We start from the raw sequence: 18,325 nt of genomic DNA, 5'->3' as shown, positions 1-18,325 counted from the left end.
CCCCGTGCATGACGCCGGCGGTTGCGCCGCGGGGGAGACGGTGGTCCACGACCGCCGGATCGACGCGGGCGTCAACGTAGACGCGGCGACTTCGTCGACGCGCACCCGCCCGGCGCGGCCGTTCCCCGGCGGTGCGCGCGTCCGGTTCGTCTGGTCCACTGTGGATGGTCGTTGGTCCGAACGGCCCATTCTCAGCGGTGGTGGGAAAATCGTGGTTGACCAGGGCCTCCGCGGGGTACCAGGTGATCGAGCACGGTGATCCCCTGGAGGCCCCGATGACCCGGCGCACCGCCGCGGCGTTGACCGCTCTGGCGTTCCTGTTGGCGGGCTGCGACCCGACGGCCGTCGGAACCGGCCCGGTGGGGGGCTCCGGTGCGGCCGTCACGGTCGACCGCGTGCCGGACGGGACACCGGACGCCGCCACCGCCAAGGCGCAGCTGGCCCAGCTGCCCGAGGGCGGCCTCGGCAGGATGGACGGCTACGAGCGCGACTGCGACGACGGCGCCGCGTGCGTCTTCGGCAGGCCGTGGCTCGACGTGGACGGCGACGGCTGCGACCAGCGCAGCCAGGTCCTCGCCCGCGACATGACCGACGTCGTCCGCAAGGAGGGCCGCTGCGCCGTCACCGGCGGCACCCTGCTCGACCCCTACACCGGTGACACGCTGACCAGCACGTCGAAGATCCAGATCGACCACGTCGTCCCGCTCGCCGAGATGTGGCGCAGCGGCGCCGCCGCGTGGACCCCCGAACGCCGCGCGGCGGCCGCCAACGACCTCAACAACCTGATCGCCGTGACGGGCAAGGTCAACCAGTCCAAGAGCGACAAGACGCCGGACGAGTGGATGCCCCCGAACCCCGCGTACGCGTGCTCGTACGCCAGGGTCTACGTCGGGGTGAAGGCGGAGTACGGGCTGAGTGTGCGGGCGGAGGAGCGGGCGGCGCTGGACAGGTCGTTGGCCACCTGCGGCTGAGGATTCCACGCCCACCGGCCCGTGCATCGCGTTGATGCACGGGCTGAATGGACTTCGAGCACCGGCGGTTCCACGATCGTCGTACCCCTCTGCTCGCCGCGGCAGGCAGGCGAAGCCGTGGGGCCTCGGGAGGTCGCTGTGCTCAGGGGTTTCGTCGGGTGGTTGGAGGACCACGTCCTGGCGGTCGGACGGCGTGGTCATGTCCCCGCGGTTCGCGGAGGGCGACGAGAAGCACCGGCGTGACCTGGCGTGATCAGCACCGTCGATAGTTGCGTTCTCGCTCAAACGCTCGAACGAACATCGGGGCCACGACATGCGAGAACCGAGCGACGTGCGGCGTCAGCGGATCCTGGGGGTCGTCGGGTCGCGGGGCACCGTGCGGGTCGGTGAGCTCGCCGCCGAACTGGAGGTCTCGGTCGTCACGGTGCGGCGGGACGTCGAGGAACTGGCTCAGGCCGGGCTGGTGCGGCGCGGGCACGGGGTGGTGCGGTCGGTGGTGGCCGTGGGCGAGCCGGTGGTCGGTGGGGCGGTGGCGGTGGTCGTGCCGGAGCGGCACACGTACCTCGCCGAGGTCGTGCACGGGGCGCGGGCGGTGGTGGAGGCCGCTGGCCTGCGGGTGGCCCTGCACATCGCGCCGCAGGTCACGGGAGCTGAGCGGCCGATCGTGGAGCGGGCGCTGGCGGACGGTGCTCGGGGGCTGCTGATCGCGCCGCGCTGGCGGTCGGCCGCCGCGGAGGAGGCCGACCACGGCTGGCTGGCCGGGGCCGGTGTGCCGACGGTGCTGGTGGAACGGCGGCCACCGCGCGGCAGCGCGCTGCACGCGGTGGACTCGGTGTGCTCTGACCACTGGTTCGGCGTGCACCTGGCGGTGGAGCACCTGGTGTCGCTGGGGCACCGGCGGATCCTGCTCGCCGCGCGCGACGACAGCCCGACGGCACGGGCCCTTCGGGCGGCGTTCGAGGAGGTCGTGGCGGCACGGCCGGAGGTCGACGACTGGGCCGCGGTGCTCAGCGCGCCCGACGCCGGACCCGGTCCCGGCGCCGAGCCGGTCGCGGACTTCGCGGACCAGGTGCGCGAGCGCGGGATCACCGGCGTCGTGCTGCACGGCGACGTGGAGGCGCTGATGCTCGTGCAGCACCTCGTGGAACACGGTGTGCGGGTGCCGGCGGACTGCTCGGTGGTCGCCTACGACGACGTGGTGGCCGGACTGGGCGGCACGCCGCTGACCGCGGTGGCACCCCCGAAGGCCGAGGTGGGCCGGGTGGCCGCCGACCTGCTGCTGCGCAAGCTAGCGGGCGGGACCGGCACCCGGCGGGTCGAACTGCTGCCGGAACTCAAGGTCCGCGGGTCAACAGCGATCGTTTGACCGTTGTGGCTTCTTTTGAGCCACTATTGACCGTCTGGCGGTCAACTGATCAGGAATCCTTCAGGAAACCTGAGCCAGGAGGCCACCCGATGCCCGCGCGGCCCTCGCCGTGTGGACGGACTCCGCTCACCGTCGCGGGTTCCCGGACTCGGTCGGCCGGGGCGACGCGGAGACGGCCCGAGCCGGGACGCGGGCGCTGGAACTGCTGGAGACCTGGTACCGGGGCGAGGGCTGGTACACCGACGGCGACGACCGCGCGTTCGACCACTGCAACGGCTGGGCGCTGCACCTGCACCCGGTGCTGGACAACCACCTGGCGGGCACCCGGCACGACGACCGGCTGCGCGCACACCTGGCGGGCTTCTCCCCCTGCTCGACGGTGACGGCTCACCGGTCCACTTCGGCCGGTCGCCCACCCCGACCACCGCGCGGCCCGCCGCCCGCGCGAACAGGACGAGCGTCGAGGTCGACTGGGCCGTCGGCTCCCAGCCGGTCGTCCGCTGGTTCGGCGACGAGAGCGGCATCGGACCTGCGCCACCTGGTGTTCCAGCAGAAGGCGCACCCGAGGGGGTACCGCATGTGGCGGTTCGCCGTCAGCACGCTCGGAATGCCCGGTCTACCGCTCAAGGAGGCCGCCGCGTACGGCTGCGGCGGCCTGGAGGTCGGGGCGCACCCCGACGAGCAGGTCCACATCGGACTCCCGTCCCGCGAGGTGGGGCGGGCCCGCGCACGGGCTCGTCGTGGCGTGCCTCGCGGGGTGCGCGAAGTTCCGCGCGCCCGGACCGGACGGCCCCGTGCTCGACGACCTGCGGTCGTCCGGGGTGCGGCTGCCGGTGGAGACGCACGACTCCCACCCCCGCGGGCGAGGCCGCCGCGGCGCTCGTGCGGCCGTTCGGCGCACCGGAGCTGGTCGCCGTGCTGTGGGACGCGCCGCACCCGTGGCGGCGCGGCGAGCCGCCCGCGCGGACGCGGGAGGTGCTGGGGGAGCACCTGGGCCACTCCCGGGTGAAGGACGCGGACCTCGCACCGGGGGAGGGGCTGGTCCCGCCGGCGCGCTGCTGTCCGGGCGGTCGGGCCGGGTCTCGCCGGAGTGGGAGAGGGTCTGGCCCCAGGGGATCGCCGAGGTGGACGAGCCGCTGCGGCCGGCGGCCGGGTGGTTCGCGCGGTACTCCTCCCGCTAGTGGGACGACTGTTGTACGGTAACTTGGAAAGCGCTTTCCACGGGAGGTCGAATGTCCACGCGGACCCTGGGCGTCGTGATGAACGGCGTGACCGGACGGATGGGATACCGGCAGCACCTCGTGCGCTCGGTGCTCGCGATCAGGGAGCAGGGGGGTGTCGAGCTGTCCGACGGCTCACGGGTCCAGCTGGAACCGGTCCTGGTCGGCCGCTCCGCCGCCAAGCTCGCCGAGATGGCGCGGCGGCACGGCCTGACCCGCTGGACGACCGACCTCGACGTGGCGCTGGGCGACGACACCTGCCCGCTGTACTTCGACGCGCAGCTCACGGCCGTGCGCGAGAAGTCGATCCTGCGGGCCATCGACGCCGGGAGGCACGTCTACACCGAGAAGCCGGTCGCCGAGTCCGTCGAGGGCGCGCTGACGCTGGCCCGCCGCGCCGCCGAGGCCGGCGTGAAGAACGGCGTCGTGCACGACAAGCTGTACCTGCCCGGCCTGCTCAAGCTCAAGCGGCTGGTGGACAGCGGGTTCTTCGGCCGGGTGCTCAGCGTGCGCGGCGAGTTCGGCTACTGGGTGTTCGAGGGCGACTGGCAGCCCGCGCAGCGGCCGAGCTGGAACTACCGCGCCGAGGACGGCGGCGGCATCACCGTGGACATGTTCTGCCACTGGAACTACGTGCTGGAGAACCTGTTCGGCCCCGTGGCCTCGGTGATCGCCAAGACCGCCACCCACATCCCCACCAGGGTCGACGAGGCCGGACAGCCCTACGAGGCCACGGCCGACGACGCCGCGTACGCCATCTTCGAACTGGAGGGCGGCGTGGTCGCCCAGCTCAACTCGTCGTGGTGCGTCCGCGTCCACCGCGACGAGCTGGTCGAGTTCCAGGTCGACGGCACGCGCGGCAGCGCCGTGGCGGGCCTGCGCAGGTGCGTCGTGCAGCCCCGCGAGGCCACCCCGCGCCCGGTGTGGAACCCGGACCTGGAGGAGACCCGCTCCTACCGGGCCCAGTGGCAGGAGGTCCCGGACAACGCGGACTTCGACAACGGTTTCAAGGCGCAGTGGGAGCAGTACGTCCGGCACGTCGTCGAGGACGCCCCGCACCCGTACGACTTCCTGGCCGGGGTCCGCGGGATCCGCCTCGCCAGGGCGGGCCTGGAGTCGTCGCGCACGAACCGCAGGGTCGAGCTGTGATCACCCTCCCCACCCTCGACGGCGGCCTGCGCGAGTACGCGCCGCGCGAGCCCGTGCCGTGGCCGAAGCCCGCCGCGCCGCCGGTGTCCCGGATCGCGTTCGCCGCCGCGCACGTCGTCGCGGACCCGTTGGGGGACAACGGCCCCGGCGCGCCCGCGGTGATCGACTGGGAGCACACCCTCGGGTTCCGCAGGCACCTGTGGTCCTACGGCCTCGGGGTCGCCGAGGCGATGGACACCGCGCAGCGCGGCATGGGCCTGGACTGGGCGGCCACCCGTGAGCTGATCCGCCGCAGCTCGGCCGAGGCGAAGGCCGTCGGTGGCCGCATCGCCGCGGGCGCGGGCACCGACCACGCCGACGCGACGACGCTGGACGAGGTCGTGCGCGCGTACGCGGAGCAGTTCGACGTGGTCCAGGACGCGGGTGCGCAGGTCGTCGTCATGGCCAGCAGGCACCTCGCCCGCCTCGCCACCGGCCCCGCCGACTACCGGCACGTCTACGACCGGCTGCTGCCGAACGCCCACGCGCCGGTGGTCCTGCACTGGCTCGGACCGGTGTTCGACCGGGCGCTGGAGGGCTACTGGGGTTCGGCCGACGTCGGCGAGGCCACCGCCGCGCTCCTCGACCTGGTGCACGCGCACGCCGCCCACGTCGACGGCGTGAAGGTCTCCCTGCTCGACGCCGAGCACGAGAGGTCGCTGCGGGCCGCGCTCCCCGCGGGCGTCCGCCTCTACACCGGCGACGACTTCCACTACCCCGAGCTGATCAAGGGTGACGGCACGGCCGCGAGCGACGCCCTGCTCGGCATCTTCGCCGCCATCGCCCCGGCCGCCTCCGCGGCGCTGCGAGCGCTGGACGACGGCGACCCCGCGGCCTACGACGCGGCGTTCGCCCCGACGCTCCCGCTGGCCCGCCACGTCTTCGGCGCCCCCACGCACTACTACAAGACCGGGATCGCGTTCCTGGCGTGGCTCTCGGGCCTCCAGCCGGGGTTCACCATGGTCGGCGGTCTCCAGAGCGCCCGGAGCCTGCCCCACCTGGCCGAGACCTACGTCCTGGCCGACCAGGCCGGGCTCATCCCCGATCCCGAGCTGGCCCTGCACCGCCTGTCGTCCCTGCTCGACGTCCACGGAGTCGTCCGGTGAACCGCCTGTCGCTCAACCAGAAGACCGTCAACTCCTGCTCGCTGCCCGAGGCCGTCGCCGCGTGCGTCCGCGCGGGCATCACGTCGATCGGCGTCTGGCGGGAGCCGCTGCACGAGTTCGGCGTCCAGGCGGGGGCCGCCCTGCTCGCCGACGCGGGGCTGCGCGTCTCGTCGCTGTGCCGCGGCGGGTTCTTCACCGCGCCCGACCGCGACGAGGTGCTGGCCGACAACCGGCGCGCGATCGACGAGACGGCGGCGCTGGACGCCGACTGCCTGGTCCTGGTCGTCGGCGGTCTGCCACCCGGCAGCCGCGACCTCGCCGCCGCCAGGGCCGGGGTCGCCGACGTCCTGGCGCGACTCGTGCCCTACGCCGCCGACCGGGGCGTCCGCCTGGCCCTCGAACCGATGCACCCGATCTACGCGGCGGACCGCGGTGTCCTGTCCACCCTCGGCCAGGCGCTCGACCTGGCCGAGCGGCACGACCCCGCCGTCGTCGGCGTGGTCGTGGACACCTTCCACGTCTGGTGGGACCCCGACCTGGAGCGCCAGGTCGCCAGGGCGGCCGACCGCATCGCGTCGTTCCAGGTGTGCGACTGGATCACCCCGCTGCCCGCCGACGCGCTGCTGGCCCGCGGGATGATGGGCGACGGCCACATCGACTTCCGCCACATCGCGGGCCTCGTCGCCGCCGCGGGCTACACCGGGGACGTCGAGGTCGAGATCTTCAACGCCGACGTGTGGCGCGAAGACCCGGACACCGTGGTGGCCACGGTCGTGCGGGCCTTCGCCGAGCACGTCAGCGCTGCTGCCACATCGAGTAGATGAGGTTGTCGCCGTCCGAGCACACCACCTGGGGCATCGAGCCCTCGGGCACCTGGTTGCACGACATCGGCCCGATCGCGACGGGTGGCAGGCCCACCTGCGGCTCGGAGCGCTGGGCGTAGTAGTCGACCAGGACCGCTTCGGCCTGGTCGCAGTTGAGCCTGCCCGCCGGGGTCTCGACGACGACCGCGAGCATCTCCTGTCCCAGCGCACCGGTGAACGGCCGGTCGCAGTACCGCGCCGGGGCGCTCTCGTCCACGGTGGCGGGCGGCGGGGTCGGCTCGGCCGCGGTCGTGGTCGTCCCCCGCTCGGTGGTCGTCACCGGGCGAGCGGGGGACGACGTGCTCGTACCCGAGCCGGATCCGGTGACGACGCTGGAACAGCCCGTGGCCAGCACGGCGAGCAGCAGTGGCGCGATGGCGAACCTCATGACACCAGGTTCGACCGTCCGGCCCCGACCGTTACGCCGCGGAGGGCACACTGGTGGCGCGGCGGACCAGTGAGGGGAGCACCCGTGACGCGGTGGCGGGAAGGCGTCGTCCAGATCGTCGAGCCCGACGGGGTGGTGGACCTCGGTCCGGGCCACCTCGATCCGGCGCTGCTGCCGACGGACCTGCTGCGGACCGCGTACGCCGACGCGTTCGACGACTACGGGCCCGCGGGCCTGACCTACGGCGAGAACCAGGGGCCGCTGCCGCTGCGGGAGGCGCTGGCCCGGCGCGTCTCCTCGGCCGACGGCGTCCCGTGCCGCGCCGACCAGGTCGTCATCACGGCGGGCACCTCCACCACGCTCGACCTGCTGGCCCGCTGGGCCGTCCCCGACGCGGACACCGTCGTGGCGGACGCGTTCGCCTACGACCACGGGATGCGCGTCTTCACCGACCGCGGCCTCGACGCCGTCCGGGTGCCCATGGACACCCACGGGATGGTGCCGTCGGCGCTCGACGAGGCCCTCGACGCCGCGGGCTCCGGGGTCGCGCTGGTGTACCTGCTGCCGACGTTCCACAACCCGACCGGCCTGGTGGTGCCCGTCGAGCGCCGCCGGGAGCTGATCGCCGTGGCGCGGCGGCACGGCGTGCGGATCGTCGAGGACGACGCCTACGCCGACGTCGTCCTCGGCCCGCCGCCGCCCACGTCCGTCGCGGGCCTGGCCGGGTACCGCGACGTCGTCCGCCTCGGCACGTTCTCCAAGTCGCTGGCGCCCGGCCTGCGCCTCGGCTGGCTGGTCACCGACGCCGCCACCGCGAAGGGCTTCGCGGAGAGCGCCGCGTTCAGCAGCGGGGGAGGCCTCAACCACCTCGCGGCCGTCGCCGTGGCGGGCCTGCTGGAGAGCGGGGCCTACGACCGGCACGTGGTGTGGCTGCGGGAGCAGTTCCGCCTGCGCCGGGACGCGCTGGTCTCGACCCTGCGCGCGCACCTGCCGCCCGAGTTCCGCTTCACCACCCCGGGGGGCGGGTTCTTCCTCTGGGTCACGCTGCCCGACGGTGTCACCGAGGAGGCCGCGGTCGCCGCCGCCGCGCGGGCCGGGGCGCCGGTCCTGCCCGGCTCCCGCTTCGGTCGCGGCGCGAACGCCGCCATCCGGCTCTCGTGGAGCTTCCACGGGCCGGACCGGCTCACCGAGGGCGCTCGGCGCCTGGCCGGGGCGCTGGCGGGTCCAGGGCCGAGGTGAGGCGCGCGAGCAGCGTCGCGACCGCGGCGCGGAGTTCCGGCCCGCCCTCGACGCGGAACGCCAGCGGCACGGTCGCCAGCCACTCCTGCGCGTACATCGCCGGGTTGCTGGTGCTGCCGACGAGCACGCAGCCGTCCCCCAGCGGTTCCAGCCCGCCCATCGGCGGCCGGATCCACGGCCGGACCTCCGCGAGCGGCGCGTCGAACACCACGCGGGTGGCGAACTTCCAGCCCGTGCCCAGGTTCTCCTCGACGGCCGCGGCCGGGTCCAGCCCGTCGGGCGGGGTGAACCCGTGCGCGGTGCGCTCGACGGCGCGGACCCGGTCGACCCGGTAGGTGCGGACCGCGTCCGCGCGGTGCGAGTGGCACAGCAGGTACCAGCGCCCGTGCCGGACGACCACCGCCCACGGGTCCACCTCGGCCTCCCACTCGTCGCCGGACTCGCCGCGGTAGGCGACCACCACGCGGCACCGGGCGGCGATGGCGGCGACCAGCGCGCTGACCGTGGCCGGGTCGGGGTGGGCCGCCTGCCGGTCGGGCACCGCCGACGCGTGCTCCCGCAGCGCCGCCGCCCGCCTGCCGACGTCCTCGGGCAGCGCCCTGACCACCTTGCCCAGCGCCGAACGGACGAGGTCGTCCGCCGCCGGACCGCTGTCGAGCACCGCCATGACCAGCCCGAGCGCCTCGGGCTCGGTGAACACCACCGGCGGCAGCCGCGTCCCGCGCCCGAGCCGGTACCCGCCGTGCGGGCCCCTGGTCGACTCGACCGGGATGCCCGCCTCGCGGAGGATCCCGACGTACCGGCGCGCGGCGCGTTCCGTGACGCCCAGGCACGCGGCGAGGTCCTCGGCCGTGGCACCGGGGCGGTTCCGGAGCACCTCCAGGGCGCGCAGGGCCCGCGCCGTGGGGCTGATGTCGCTCGACACGGGAGGAGCGTAGGTGAACCGGAAGCAGAACGTCCGGAATACGTCCTACGGTGGCGCACCATGACCGAGTTCCACGACCAAGACCTCACCGGGGCGCACTTCGAGAACGTGAGCCTGCGGGACTCCACGTTCAGGAGGGTGCGCTTCACCGACTCCTCCCTGCACGCGGTCGACTTCAGCGGCGCGCTGATCCACGGCGCGGTGGTCCGCGGCACCCACCTGCGCGGCGTCGAGCTGGTCGACGTGCGGATCAGCGGCGAGCTGCGCGGCGTCGTCGTGAACGGCGTCGACATCGCCCCGCTCGTCGAGGCCGAGCTGGACCGCCGGACACCCGAACGGGCGAAGATGCGCCCCGAGGACCCGGACGGCTTCCGCGAGGCGTGGGACGTCCTGGAACGCCGCTGGGAGGAGACCGTCGCGCGGGCGCGGACGTTCCCCGAGGAGGCGCTGCACACCAGCGTGGACGGCGAGTGGTCGTTCATCCAGACCCTGCGGCACCTCAACTTCGCCAGTGCCGCGTGGGTGGGGCGGATGGTCCTCGGCGTCGTCTCGCCGTGGCACCCGCTCGACCTGCCGTGGGACGAGGCGCCGGGCTGGGACGACATCCCGTGGGACCGCGAGGCCCGTCCTTCGCTGGACGAGGTGCTGGCGGTCCGGCGTGACCGGGGGACGATGGTCCGCGACGTCATCGCGTCCCTGACCGACGATCGGCTGGCCTCGGAGGTGACCCGCACCGAACCCGGCTGGCCGAGGGAGGAGGCCTTCCCCCTCAAGACGTGCCTGCGCATCGTCCTCAACGAGGAGTGGGAGCACCGGCTGTACGCCGAACGAGACCTGACCGCACTGGCGAAGGAGAACTGACCGTGGACGTCCTGCTCATCGGTGGCCTCTGGCTCGACGGATCGGCCTGGGACGAGGTCGTGCCCGCCCTGGAGGCGCTGGGCCACCGCCCCGTACCCCTGACCCTGCCCGGCCAGGGTGACGGCGCCGCGTCCGCCACGCTCGACGACCAGGTCGCCGCCGTGCTCGCCGCCGTGGACGCGGCGGAGGGAAAACCGGTGGTGGTCGGGCACTCCGCCGCCTCCACGCTGGCGTGGCTGGCCGCCGACGCGCGACCGGACGGGGTCGCGAAGGTCGTCATGATCGGCGGTTTCCCGACGTCGGACGGCAAGCCCTACGCCGACTTCTTCGACCTGGTCGACGGCGCCATGCCCTTCCCCGGCTGGGACCCGTTCGAGGGCCCGGACGCCGCGGACCTGGACGAGCGGGCGCGGCACGCCCTCGCCTCCGCCGCGATCCCCGTGCCCGCCGGTGTCGCCAAGGGCCTGGTGCGCCTGACCGACGAACGCCGCTTCGACGTGCCGGTCGTCCTGGTCTGCCCCGAGTTCGGCCCGGACCAGGCGCGCGGGTGGATCGCCTCGGGCGACGTGCCGGAACTGGCCGCGGCCAAGCACGTCGAGCTCGTGGACATCGACTCGGGCCACTGGCCGATGATCACCAAACCGGTCGAACTTGCCCGGATCCTGGCCGAGGTCTGATGCGCGGAAGCGTTCGCGCATAGGCTGGACAGCGGTTTCCACTGGGCTGTTCGGTCTAGTGTGGAGGGTGCGTGCCGGTGGTCTACGCTCGCCCGCGCCCCGCGCCGCGGGGTGTCGCGCACGCGGCACGGCCGACCGGAAGACCTCCATGCGCATCCTCGTCCTGCACCGCATCCCGGACAGCGTGATCCGGTACGCGGAGGGCCTCGACCACGACGTCCACGACGTCACCTACCTCGGCGCCCCGGACCGGGTGGACACCATGCCCGCCGGTGTGCGCGCCCGTCGTCTCAGCCGTCCGGGGACCGGGCCGGAGGACGGGGAGGTCCTCGCGGCGCTCGCGGGAGAACCCGCTCCGGACGTGGTGGTCGCGCTGTCGGAGTACGACCTGCTGACCGCCGCCCGCGTGCGGGAGGCGCTCGGCGTCGCGGGCCCCACCGTGGACGACGTGCTGCCCTACCGCGACAAGGTGGCGATGAAGGCCGCCGTCGCCGCGCACGGGCTGCGCACGCCCCGCTTCCTGGGCGTGTCGTCCGCACTGGCGGCTCCGGGCGACGTGCCGTGGTCCGGGCCGACGGTCCTCAAGCCGCTGTCCGGCGTGTCCAGCGAGGGGGTGAGCAGCCACCGGACCGCGGCCGCCGCGCTGGAGGCGGTGCGGAGCGCCGGCCTGGCCCCGGACGCCTACGAGGTCGAGGAGTTCGTCGAGGGGCCGATCATCCACGTCGACGGCGTCGTGGCCGACGGTGCCGCGGTCGCCGTCGTGGTGAGCCGGTACGTGGGCACCTGCCTGGACTTCGCCAAGGGGGAACCGCTCGGATCGGTGCAGGTCGACGCCGACCCCGCCGTGGTCGACTGGGTGCTGCGCTGCCTGGCCGCGGTGGACATCAGGACCGGCCCGTTCCACCTGGAGGCCATCGAGTCCGCGCGGGGGCTCGTGTTCCTGGAGGTCGGTGCCAGGTTCGGCGGCGCGGGCGTGGTGGACACGTTCGAGCTGGCGACGGGCGTGCGGATGCCCACGGCCCAGCTCCGCCTCCTCGTGGACGGCCCGACCACCCCCATCCCGACCCGCGAACCGCGGCCGGACGGGAGGTTCGGCTGGTTCGTCTGGCCGGGCCACACCCTCGGCACGAGCCGCTGCCTGGTCGAGGGCACCGAGGAGTACGCCGACCACCCGCTGGTGCGGAGCCTGGTGCGGCGGACCGCCGACGAGCCCGTGCTCCAGACCATCAGCTACGCCGCCGCCCACGTCCCCGCGGCGGGCGTGACGGGTCCGGGGGGCAGCGACGACATGGCCGCGCTCATGGCGGACATGTTCGCGTCGGTCAAGGTCGTGCCCGCGTCGTAGGTGGGGAACCGTCGGTGCCGTCCGGCGCGCTGGGCCGCACGACCAGCGATGTGCGGCGCTTCTGGGACGACAGGGCCCTCCGACGAGCGGTACCCGCTCACCAGCCCGCGCCGACCCGGAGGAGCCGTGCTCCCGGGCCGTGCTCGTGACGCCGAGGGCGTGCGCCCGCGTCACGAGCACGGCGTGCGGTTCAGGTCCGGCACGGGTTGCCGGAGACGCTGACCCTCGCCTCGGCGAGGATGACGTCGAAGAGCGGGGTGTCCCACACCGCACCCCTGCGCACGAGACCGGTCGACGTGGTCTCGGTCTGGTTCAGCCGCAGGGTGCCGAAGGACAGCGGGACGTTCACCGGGCCGGTGAGGTTCACGACCGGGGTTCCGTTGACGCGCAACGTGGTGATCGTGGACCGCCCGGTGAACGCGGGCACGAGGCCGCCGTCGCCGGGCACGCAGGTGGCGGTCGCGTCGGCGTGGACGACGCCGAACTCGACGGTGCCGATCGCCGTCGCGGTGAGCCGGATGGAGGCCACGCGGGCGCTGGCGAACGCGAGGTCGTCGGCCGCGGGTGGGGACGCGGTGAGCACGTTGGGGGTCTGGTCGGTGCGCACGTCGATGAGGCTGGTCTGCAACCGGGCGATCGAGGCGACCGTGATGTCCTGCCGGTCGACGGCCCGGAAGTCGTCCGCGCACGGGTTCAGCGTCGGGTTGGCCTGCGTCCACGACTGGCTGGACACCTTCAGCAGGCTGCTCTGGCAGAGGAACAGCCCGGCGCGCGACACGTCCTGTGCGGAGCTGGTCGCGGGTGCGGCGATGACTGCCGCGGCGGCGAGCCCGACCGTCGCGGCCAGCAACCGTAATCGGGATGGGGTTCTCATGGGGTGCTCCTGACTGGTTGTCGGGGTAGAGCGTCCTGTGGGCCGCGCAGCAGCGCGAACGACAGCGCGGCCCCGAGCAGGGCCGTGCCCGCGCACACGGCGAACGCCGCTCGCAGCCCGTGGGCCTGGAAGACGGGGCCGAGCAGCGCGATGCCGACGGCGGTGCCGAACTGGCGGCACGCGGCGTTGGCGGCCGTGGCCATGCCCGCGCGGTCGCCGGGCACCGCGCCGATGGCGGTCTTGGCCAGCATCGGGCTCACCAGCCCGATGCCCGTGCCCGCGACCGCGGTGCCGACGACCACGCACTGCCAGGTCGACACCGCCGTCACCGGCGCTCCCGCGGCGACGAGCAGCAGCCCTCCCGCGATCGGCAGGCGCGGTGGGGTGCGGTGCAGCCTCCGCCCGAAGAGCGACGACACCACGAGCGCGGTGACGCCGAGCGGCGCGAGCGCGAGTCCGGTCTGGAGCGCGGACAGGCCGTCGTCCCGCAGCCGCAGCGACACGTACAGCAGACCGGAGTACGCCGAGAGGGACAGCGTCAACGCCGCCAGGCTGACACCGGTGAACGCGGGGCTCCGCACCAGGCGCAGGTCCAGCACCGGGTGCGGGTGCCGCCGTTCCACCAGGACGAAGGCGACCAGCGCGACCAGCGCGACGCCGAACGGGATCAGGTCGCCGCGGATCAGCGCGTAGACCACCGAGCCGGTGGCGACGGCGAAGCACACCGTGCCCGCCAGGTCGAGCCCGCGGTCGGCGGCGGTGGGGGACCTCGCGAGACCGGTCATCGCGAGCACCGCGGCCAGCACGCTCACCGGGACGTTCACCAGGAAGACCCACCGCCAGTCGAACTGGTGGGTGAGCACTCCGCCGAGCAGCGGGCCCGCCGCCGCGGCGGCACCGCTGACCGCGCCCCACGCACCGAACGCGACGCCCCGCGCCCGTCCCTCGTAGGCCTGGTGCAGCAGCACCGGACCGGTGGCGAACACGCACGCCGCGCCCGCGCCCTGCACCGCGCGGGCGGCGATCAGGAACCAGGGCGTCGGCGCGAGCGCGCAGGCCAGCGACGCGGCCCCGAACACGCAGAGCCCCAGCGTGAAGAGTCTGCGCCCGCCGAACCGGTCGGCCAGCGCGCCCGAGGTCAGCAGCAGCGCCGCGAGCACGAGCGCGTAGACGTCGACCACCCACTGGAGGTCGCTGAGCGAGGCGTCCAGGTCCGCGCCGGTGCTCGGCAGCGCCACGTGCACGATCGTCACGTCGAGCAGCAGCATGGCGGCTCCCGCGCAGACCGCCCACAACGGTGCCCACTGGCGCACGGTGCTCCAATCGTCAGTCTGACTGATCCTCAGTAGAGCTGATGGTTTGTGAGTATGCGCGATGATGGCCCGATGGAGAAGCGGGTTCGGGAAACGCCGTCGGACGCGGACCTGTACGCGAGCGGTCCCCGGCTCCCGGAGGAGTTGACGCGCTGGCCGATGTACGTGATGTCGAGGGCCGTGCAGCGCGGCTGGGTGCTGCTCGCCCGCAGGCTCCGGACCGAGGGGCTGAACCCCCGGCTGCACGCGGTGCTCGCCGTCGTCCACGCGCGCACGCCGATCTCCCAGCAGGCCGTCGCCGACCTGCTCCGCATCGACCGCACCACGATGATCGCCGTCGTCGACGAGGCCGAGGCGGCGGACCTGATCTCCCGCACGCGCGACCGCGGTGACCGCCGCCGGTACGCGCTGCGGCTGACCGCGGCGGGGGAGCGGGCGCTGGTGCTGGCCGACCGGCTCGTGGCGGAGGCGCACGCCGAACTGCTGGGGGAGCTGGACGAGGGCGAGCGGGCGGTGCTGCACGAACTGCTGCTGCGAACCGTGCCCGCGGCGGACACCGGCTACTCCGACTGACGTCACCACCGAGCGGGCCTGACGTTTGCTCTCGCTAACAATAGTTGACCTCAACCAGTATCTGCCGGATCGTGTGTGCCGAGACCGACGGAGGGGGAGGCATGACTGCACGGGTGATGGTGTCCGCGCGGGTCGCCGTGGAGCACGCGGAGGCGTTCGAGAGGGCGTACGCCGAGGTGACCAGCAAGGTCGCCGACGTGCCGGGGCACCTGGGCGACCAGCTGCTGCGCGACCACGAGGAACCGGAGCGCTACGTCCTGCTCAGCGAGTGGGAGAGCACCGAGCACTTCCTGGCCTGGGAGGACGCCCCGGTGCACCGGGACACGACCACGCCGATGCGGCCGTACTGGCGGGTCCTCGAACGACGGGTCTACGAGGTGGCGAAGGAGGGTGACCAGGCGCGTGCGGAGGTTGCCGGAGGTTAGCCTCGCCGCTATGACCCCTGGATCTCAGCAGCGACCGGCGCCGGTGGTCGAGGTCGTCGACCTGCTCTTCGAGCTGACCGACCGCGTCAAGGCGCAGTTCGCGATGGTCACCGGATCGCTCCAGCTCCAGGTGCCCCAGGCCCGAGCGCTGCTGAGGATCAACGGCCCCGTGTCGATGCGCGATCTCGCGGCCCGGCTGAGGTGCGACGCCTCGAACATGACCGGCATCATCGACGGGCTGCACGCGGGGGGTCTCGTCGAGCGGCAGGCGCTCCCGAACGACCGGCGGGTCAAGCAGGTCGTGCTCACCGAGGAGGGGAAGCGGCTGCAAACGCGGTTGCGGCAGCGGCTCGCCGTTGGCGTACCCGTTCTCGGCACTCTCGACGACACCGAGCGGCAAGAGCTGCACGCAATTCTGCTGCGCGTCGTAGAACGCTCATAGGGAATATTTCGTGACTGTGGACCGGGCGATGTCCGGTCTATTCGTGGTGTCGATTTACGTCCTATTTCACCCTTAAGGGACGAATTCTCCGACGGTCAGGGAATGTCCTGATGGTCGCCGTTCCCGAGTTTCGGCAGGGTTGTCGCATGAAGAAATTCACGGCAAAGCACGCCAAGCACCTGATGGTCTGGTTACACGTGATCTCGTCGGTCGGCTGGTGCGCGATGGCGGTCGTGCAGCTGGTCCTGCTCGGGCGGGTGCTCGGCATGGACCCGCACGACCAGCTGGTCACGCTGGAGACCTCGCTGTTCCTGGAGAACGAGATCCTGGACCCCCTGGGGATCAGCACCGCGTACACGGGGCTGATGCTGTCCGCGCTCACCCCGTGGGGCTACTTCCGGCACTGGTGGGTGACCGTGAAGTTCTGGCTGACGCTGATCGCGATCCTGCTCGGCAGCATCTACCTGGGCAAGACGCTGGAGCGCGTCGTGGAGGCGTCGAAGGCGGGGGAGAGCTGGTCGGTCACCCCGATGTTCATCGGCACCGGCTGGACGCTCGCGACGCTGGCGCTGATGGTGTGGATCTCGATCGAGAAGCCGTGGGGCAGGCGCCACGCCGGCGAGGAGCGGGCGAAGCGCGCCGCGGTGCGGCGAGCCGAGTGGAGCCCGGACGCGTGGGTGTTCCTCGTCGCGCTCGCCGTCCCGATCGTCGAGTACCTCGCACGGGTGGACTACCCGCTGCTCACGCTGGGTGCCGCGATCGGGTTCGCCATCTACCGAGGACGCAGGCTGCGCGCCGCGCGCCGGGGTCCCGCCCCGGTTCGCGGTGACCGAGTGGTAGCCAAGTCGGAGTGACGGGAGAGCCGCCATGACCTACACGATCACGAGCCGCTGCGTCGGCACGAAGGACGAGTCCTGCGTGACCGTCTGCCCGGTCGACTGCATCCACGACGCGGGCGAGCAGATGATGATCGACCCGGTCGAGTGCATCGACTGCGGCGCCTGCGTGCCGATCTGCCCGGTGGACGCGATCTTCACCGAGGACGAGGTGCCCGCCGAGGAGCAGGACTCGATCGAGGCCGCCCGGTCGTTCTACGGGTCGGGTGGCCCGTCGTGAGTCGCCGCGTCCTCGTCGTGGGCGCCGGGCCCGCCGGGCTCTACGCCGCGGCCACGCTGGCGGCGGCCGACGTCGGCGTGGACGTGGCCGACCGCCTGCCGACGCCGTACGGCCTGGTCAGGTACGGCGTCGCACCCGACCACCCGAAGATCAAATCGGTGACCAGGGTGCTGGCCAGGCCGTTCTCGGCGGAGTCGGTGCGCTTCCTCGGCAACGTCGCGGTCGGCGTCGACCTGACCGCGGCCGACCTGCGCGAGCACTACGACGCGGTGGTCTACGCGACCGGTGCGGCGCGGGGCCTGCGGCCGGGCGTTCCCGGTGACGACCTGCCCGGCAGCGCGCCCGCCGCGGACTTCGTCGCCTGGTACGGGGGCCACCCGGACGCCGTCAGCGCGGAGCGGCTGCTCGACGCGAGGCGGATCGCGGTGATCGGCGCGGGCAACGTCGCGCTCGACACCGCCCGGATGCTGCTCAAGGACGTCCGCGCCCTGGCCGACACCGAACTGCCGGACGCCGTGCTCGCGGCGCTGGACCGCAGCCGGGTCACCGACGTGCACCTGATCGCCCGGCGCGGTCCCGCCCAGGCGAGGTTCACCCCCGTCGAACTGCGCGAACTCGGAGAACTGGGCGTCGACGTGCTGGTGCGGCCCGACGACCTGGTGCTCTCCCCGGACGAGGTGCGGACCGTCGCCGGCGACCGCACCGCCCGGACCAACGTCGAGATCCTCCGCGAGTGGGCGAGGCGTCCCGAACGGGGTGCGTCCCGACGCCTGCACGTGCGCTTCCGCACGCGGCTGGTCGAGGTGTGCGGACGGGACCGGGTCGACGCCCTGCTGCTGGAACCGGGCGGGGAGACGCTGCCGGTGGACGCCGTCCTGTACGCCATCGGGCACCGCGGCACGCCGCTCCCCGGACTGCCGTTCGACGAGGTCACCGGCACCGTTCCGCACGAGTGCGGCCGGGTCGTCGGCGTGCCGGGGGCGTACGTCGCCGGGTGGCTCAAGCGCGGTGCGACCGGCGTGATCGGCACCAACAAGGCCGACGCCGGGGAGACCGTCGCCTCCCTGCTGGCCGACCTGCCCGGACTGCCGCGCGCCGCGGAGCCGGACCCTGCCGCGGTGACCGCGCTGCTGCGACGGCGCGGTGTGCGTCCCGTGACGTGGGAGGGGTGGACGCGCCTCGACGCGCACGAGACCGAGCTGGGCAGGCGCCAGGGCCGGACGCGGGCGAAACTCACCGACCTGTCCACCATGCTGGCCATCTGCGGCTGATTCCCACCGGCTCATGCGCCGAGGGGTGGAATCGCTCCGTTGTGCTTGAAGAGCGTGAGAAAACAAACCACACTTATTCCACGGAGCGGTGTGCATGCCGGGGTGGGGCATCGCCGAAGGTGATTCGAGCCGATTCTAGGGGGCTTTCATGAAGGTAGGCCT

The 18,325-nt window shown here is 73.3% G+C and carries 20 protein-coding genes; 16 read left to right on the top strand and 4 right to left on the bottom strand.

Features of this window, described 5'->3' with window-relative positions; all coding sequences use genetic code 11:
• The first annotated feature begins 215 nt into the window (after positions 1–215).
• The 6 genes from VFZ92_RS32585 to VFZ92_RS32560 all read left to right on the top strand — a co-directional run bounded on the left by VFZ92_RS32585 (position 216) and on the right by VFZ92_RS32560 (position 6,675).
• Complete coding sequence (locus VFZ92_RS32585) at positions 216–971, top strand: HNH endonuclease family protein (RefSeq protein WP_330880035.1); 756 nt, start codon at positions 216–218, stop codon at positions 969–971.
• 313 nt (positions 972–1,284) lie between these two features.
• Positions 1,285–2,337, top strand: a complete 1,053-nt coding sequence (locus VFZ92_RS32580; protein ID WP_330880033.1) for a substrate-binding domain-containing protein — start codon at positions 1,285–1,287, stop codon at positions 2,335–2,337.
• A 109-nt stretch (positions 2,338–2,446) separates the two neighbouring features.
• Positions 2,447–3,346 (top strand): DUF2264 domain-containing protein, encoded by a 900-nt coding sequence (locus VFZ92_RS32575; RefSeq protein WP_330880031.1) that lies wholly within the window; start codon positions 2,447–2,449, stop codon positions 3,344–3,346.
• A gap of 223 nt (positions 3,347–3,569) precedes the next feature.
• Positions 3,570–4,706, top strand: a complete 1,137-nt coding sequence (locus VFZ92_RS32570) for a Gfo/Idh/MocA family oxidoreductase (RefSeq protein ID WP_330880029.1) — start codon at positions 3,570–3,572, stop codon at positions 4,704–4,706.
• Entirely contained in the window at positions 4,703–5,851 is a 1,149-nt protein-coding gene (locus tag VFZ92_RS32565; protein ID WP_330880027.1) for a dihydrodipicolinate synthase family protein, read from the top strand. The genes VFZ92_RS32570 and VFZ92_RS32565 overlap by 4 nt, the downstream gene beginning before the upstream one ends.
• Entirely contained in the window at positions 5,848–6,675 is an 828-nt protein-coding gene (locus VFZ92_RS32560) for a sugar phosphate isomerase/epimerase family protein (RefSeq protein WP_330880025.1), read from the top strand. The genes VFZ92_RS32565 and VFZ92_RS32560 overlap by 4 nt, the downstream gene beginning before the upstream one ends.
• On the opposite strand, the gene VFZ92_RS32555 is transcribed toward VFZ92_RS32560, so the two are convergent.
• Positions 6,647–7,102 carry a hypothetical protein gene (locus tag VFZ92_RS32555; RefSeq protein WP_330880023.1) on the bottom strand — a complete coding sequence of 152 codons (456 nt, stop codon included), beginning with the start codon at positions 7,100–7,102 and terminating at the stop codon, positions 6,647–6,649. The genes VFZ92_RS32560 and VFZ92_RS32555 overlap by 29 nt on opposite strands.
• Positions 7,103–7,186: 84 nt before the next feature.
• On the opposite strand from VFZ92_RS32555, the gene VFZ92_RS32550 reads away from it, so the two are divergent.
• Positions 7,187–8,341 carry an aminotransferase class I/II-fold pyridoxal phosphate-dependent enzyme gene (locus VFZ92_RS32550; RefSeq protein WP_330880020.1) on the top strand — a complete coding sequence of 385 codons (1,155 nt, stop codon included), beginning with the start codon at positions 7,187–7,189 and terminating at the stop codon, positions 8,339–8,341.
• Here VFZ92_RS32550 and VFZ92_RS32545 read toward each other — a convergent pair.
• Positions 8,286–9,266: a helix-turn-helix transcriptional regulator gene (locus VFZ92_RS32545; protein WP_330880018.1), complete on the bottom strand. Its 981-nt coding sequence runs from the start codon at positions 9,264–9,266 to the stop codon at positions 8,286–8,288. The genes VFZ92_RS32550 and VFZ92_RS32545 overlap by 56 nt on opposite strands.
• A gap of 60 nt (positions 9,267–9,326) precedes the next feature.
• Between VFZ92_RS32545 and VFZ92_RS32540 the strand changes: the two genes are divergently transcribed.
• From VFZ92_RS32540 to VFZ92_RS32530, 3 genes are all read left to right on the top strand, one after another.
• Positions 9,327–10,127 carry a DinB family protein gene (locus VFZ92_RS32540; RefSeq protein ID WP_330880016.1) on the top strand — a complete coding sequence of 267 codons (801 nt, stop codon included), beginning with the start codon at positions 9,327–9,329 and terminating at the stop codon, positions 10,125–10,127.
• Between the two features lie 2 nt (positions 10,128–10,129).
• Positions 10,130–10,804 (top strand): alpha/beta hydrolase, encoded by a 675-nt coding sequence (locus tag VFZ92_RS32535; protein ID WP_330880014.1) that lies wholly within the window; start codon positions 10,130–10,132, stop codon positions 10,802–10,804.
• Between the two features lie 148 nt (positions 10,805–10,952).
• Positions 10,953–12,149, top strand: coding sequence for a hypothetical protein (locus VFZ92_RS32530; RefSeq protein ID WP_330880012.1), 1,197 nt, complete (start codon positions 10,953–10,955; stop codon positions 12,147–12,149).
• A gap of 190 nt (positions 12,150–12,339) precedes the next feature.
• Here the strand turns inward: VFZ92_RS32530 and VFZ92_RS32525 are convergent, their stop codons facing one another.
• The gene (locus VFZ92_RS32525; RefSeq protein WP_330880010.1) at positions 12,340–12,999 is read right to left on the bottom strand and encodes a hypothetical protein; all 660 of its coding nucleotides are present in this window, start codon (positions 12,997–12,999) and stop codon (positions 12,340–12,342) included.
• 20 nt (positions 13,000–13,019) lie between these two features.
• Positions 13,020–14,336 carry an MFS transporter gene (locus tag VFZ92_RS32520; protein ID WP_330880008.1) on the bottom strand — a complete coding sequence of 439 codons (1,317 nt, stop codon included), beginning with the start codon at positions 14,334–14,336 and terminating at the stop codon, positions 13,020–13,022.
• A 72-nt stretch (positions 14,337–14,408) separates the two neighbouring features.
• On the opposite strand from VFZ92_RS32520, the gene VFZ92_RS32515 reads away from it, so the two are divergent.
• The 6 genes from VFZ92_RS32515 (at position 14,409) to VFZ92_RS32490 (ending at position 18,163) form a co-directional block, all read left to right on the top strand.
• Positions 14,409–14,909: a MarR family winged helix-turn-helix transcriptional regulator gene (locus VFZ92_RS32515; RefSeq protein WP_330880005.1), complete on the top strand. Its 501-nt coding sequence runs from the start codon at positions 14,409–14,411 to the stop codon at positions 14,907–14,909.
• 101 nt (positions 14,910–15,010) lie between these two features.
• Positions 15,011–15,334 (top strand): antibiotic biosynthesis monooxygenase family protein, encoded by a 324-nt coding sequence (locus VFZ92_RS32510; RefSeq protein WP_330880003.1) that lies wholly within the window; start codon positions 15,011–15,013, stop codon positions 15,332–15,334.
• A gap of 10 nt (positions 15,335–15,344) precedes the next feature.
• Positions 15,345–15,776 carry a MarR family winged helix-turn-helix transcriptional regulator gene (locus VFZ92_RS32505; protein ID WP_330880001.1) on the top strand — a complete coding sequence of 144 codons (432 nt, stop codon included), beginning with the start codon at positions 15,345–15,347 and terminating at the stop codon, positions 15,774–15,776.
• A gap of 146 nt (positions 15,777–15,922) precedes the next feature.
• Positions 15,923–16,630: a hypothetical protein gene (locus VFZ92_RS32500; RefSeq protein ID WP_330879999.1), complete on the top strand. Its 708-nt coding sequence runs from the start codon at positions 15,923–15,925 to the stop codon at positions 16,628–16,630.
• Positions 16,631–16,643: 13 nt separating this feature from the next.
• Positions 16,644–16,892: an indolepyruvate ferredoxin oxidoreductase subunit alpha gene (locus VFZ92_RS32495; RefSeq protein WP_330879997.1), complete on the top strand. Its 249-nt coding sequence runs from the start codon at positions 16,644–16,646 to the stop codon at positions 16,890–16,892.
• Positions 16,889–18,163 (top strand): FAD-dependent oxidoreductase, encoded by a 1,275-nt coding sequence (locus VFZ92_RS32490; protein ID WP_330879996.1) that lies wholly within the window; start codon positions 16,889–16,891, stop codon positions 18,161–18,163. Before VFZ92_RS32495 ends, VFZ92_RS32490 begins: the two co-directional genes overlap by 4 nt.
• The last annotated feature ends 162 nt before the right edge of the window (positions 18,164–18,325 follow it).

The sequence above is a fragment of the Umezawaea sp. genome (assembly GCF_036375055.1).
In the GTDB taxonomy this organism is placed as follows: Bacteria; Actinomycetota; Actinomycetes; order Mycobacteriales; family Pseudonocardiaceae; genus Umezawaea.
This window is presented reverse-complemented; position numbering and strand designations above follow the sequence as displayed.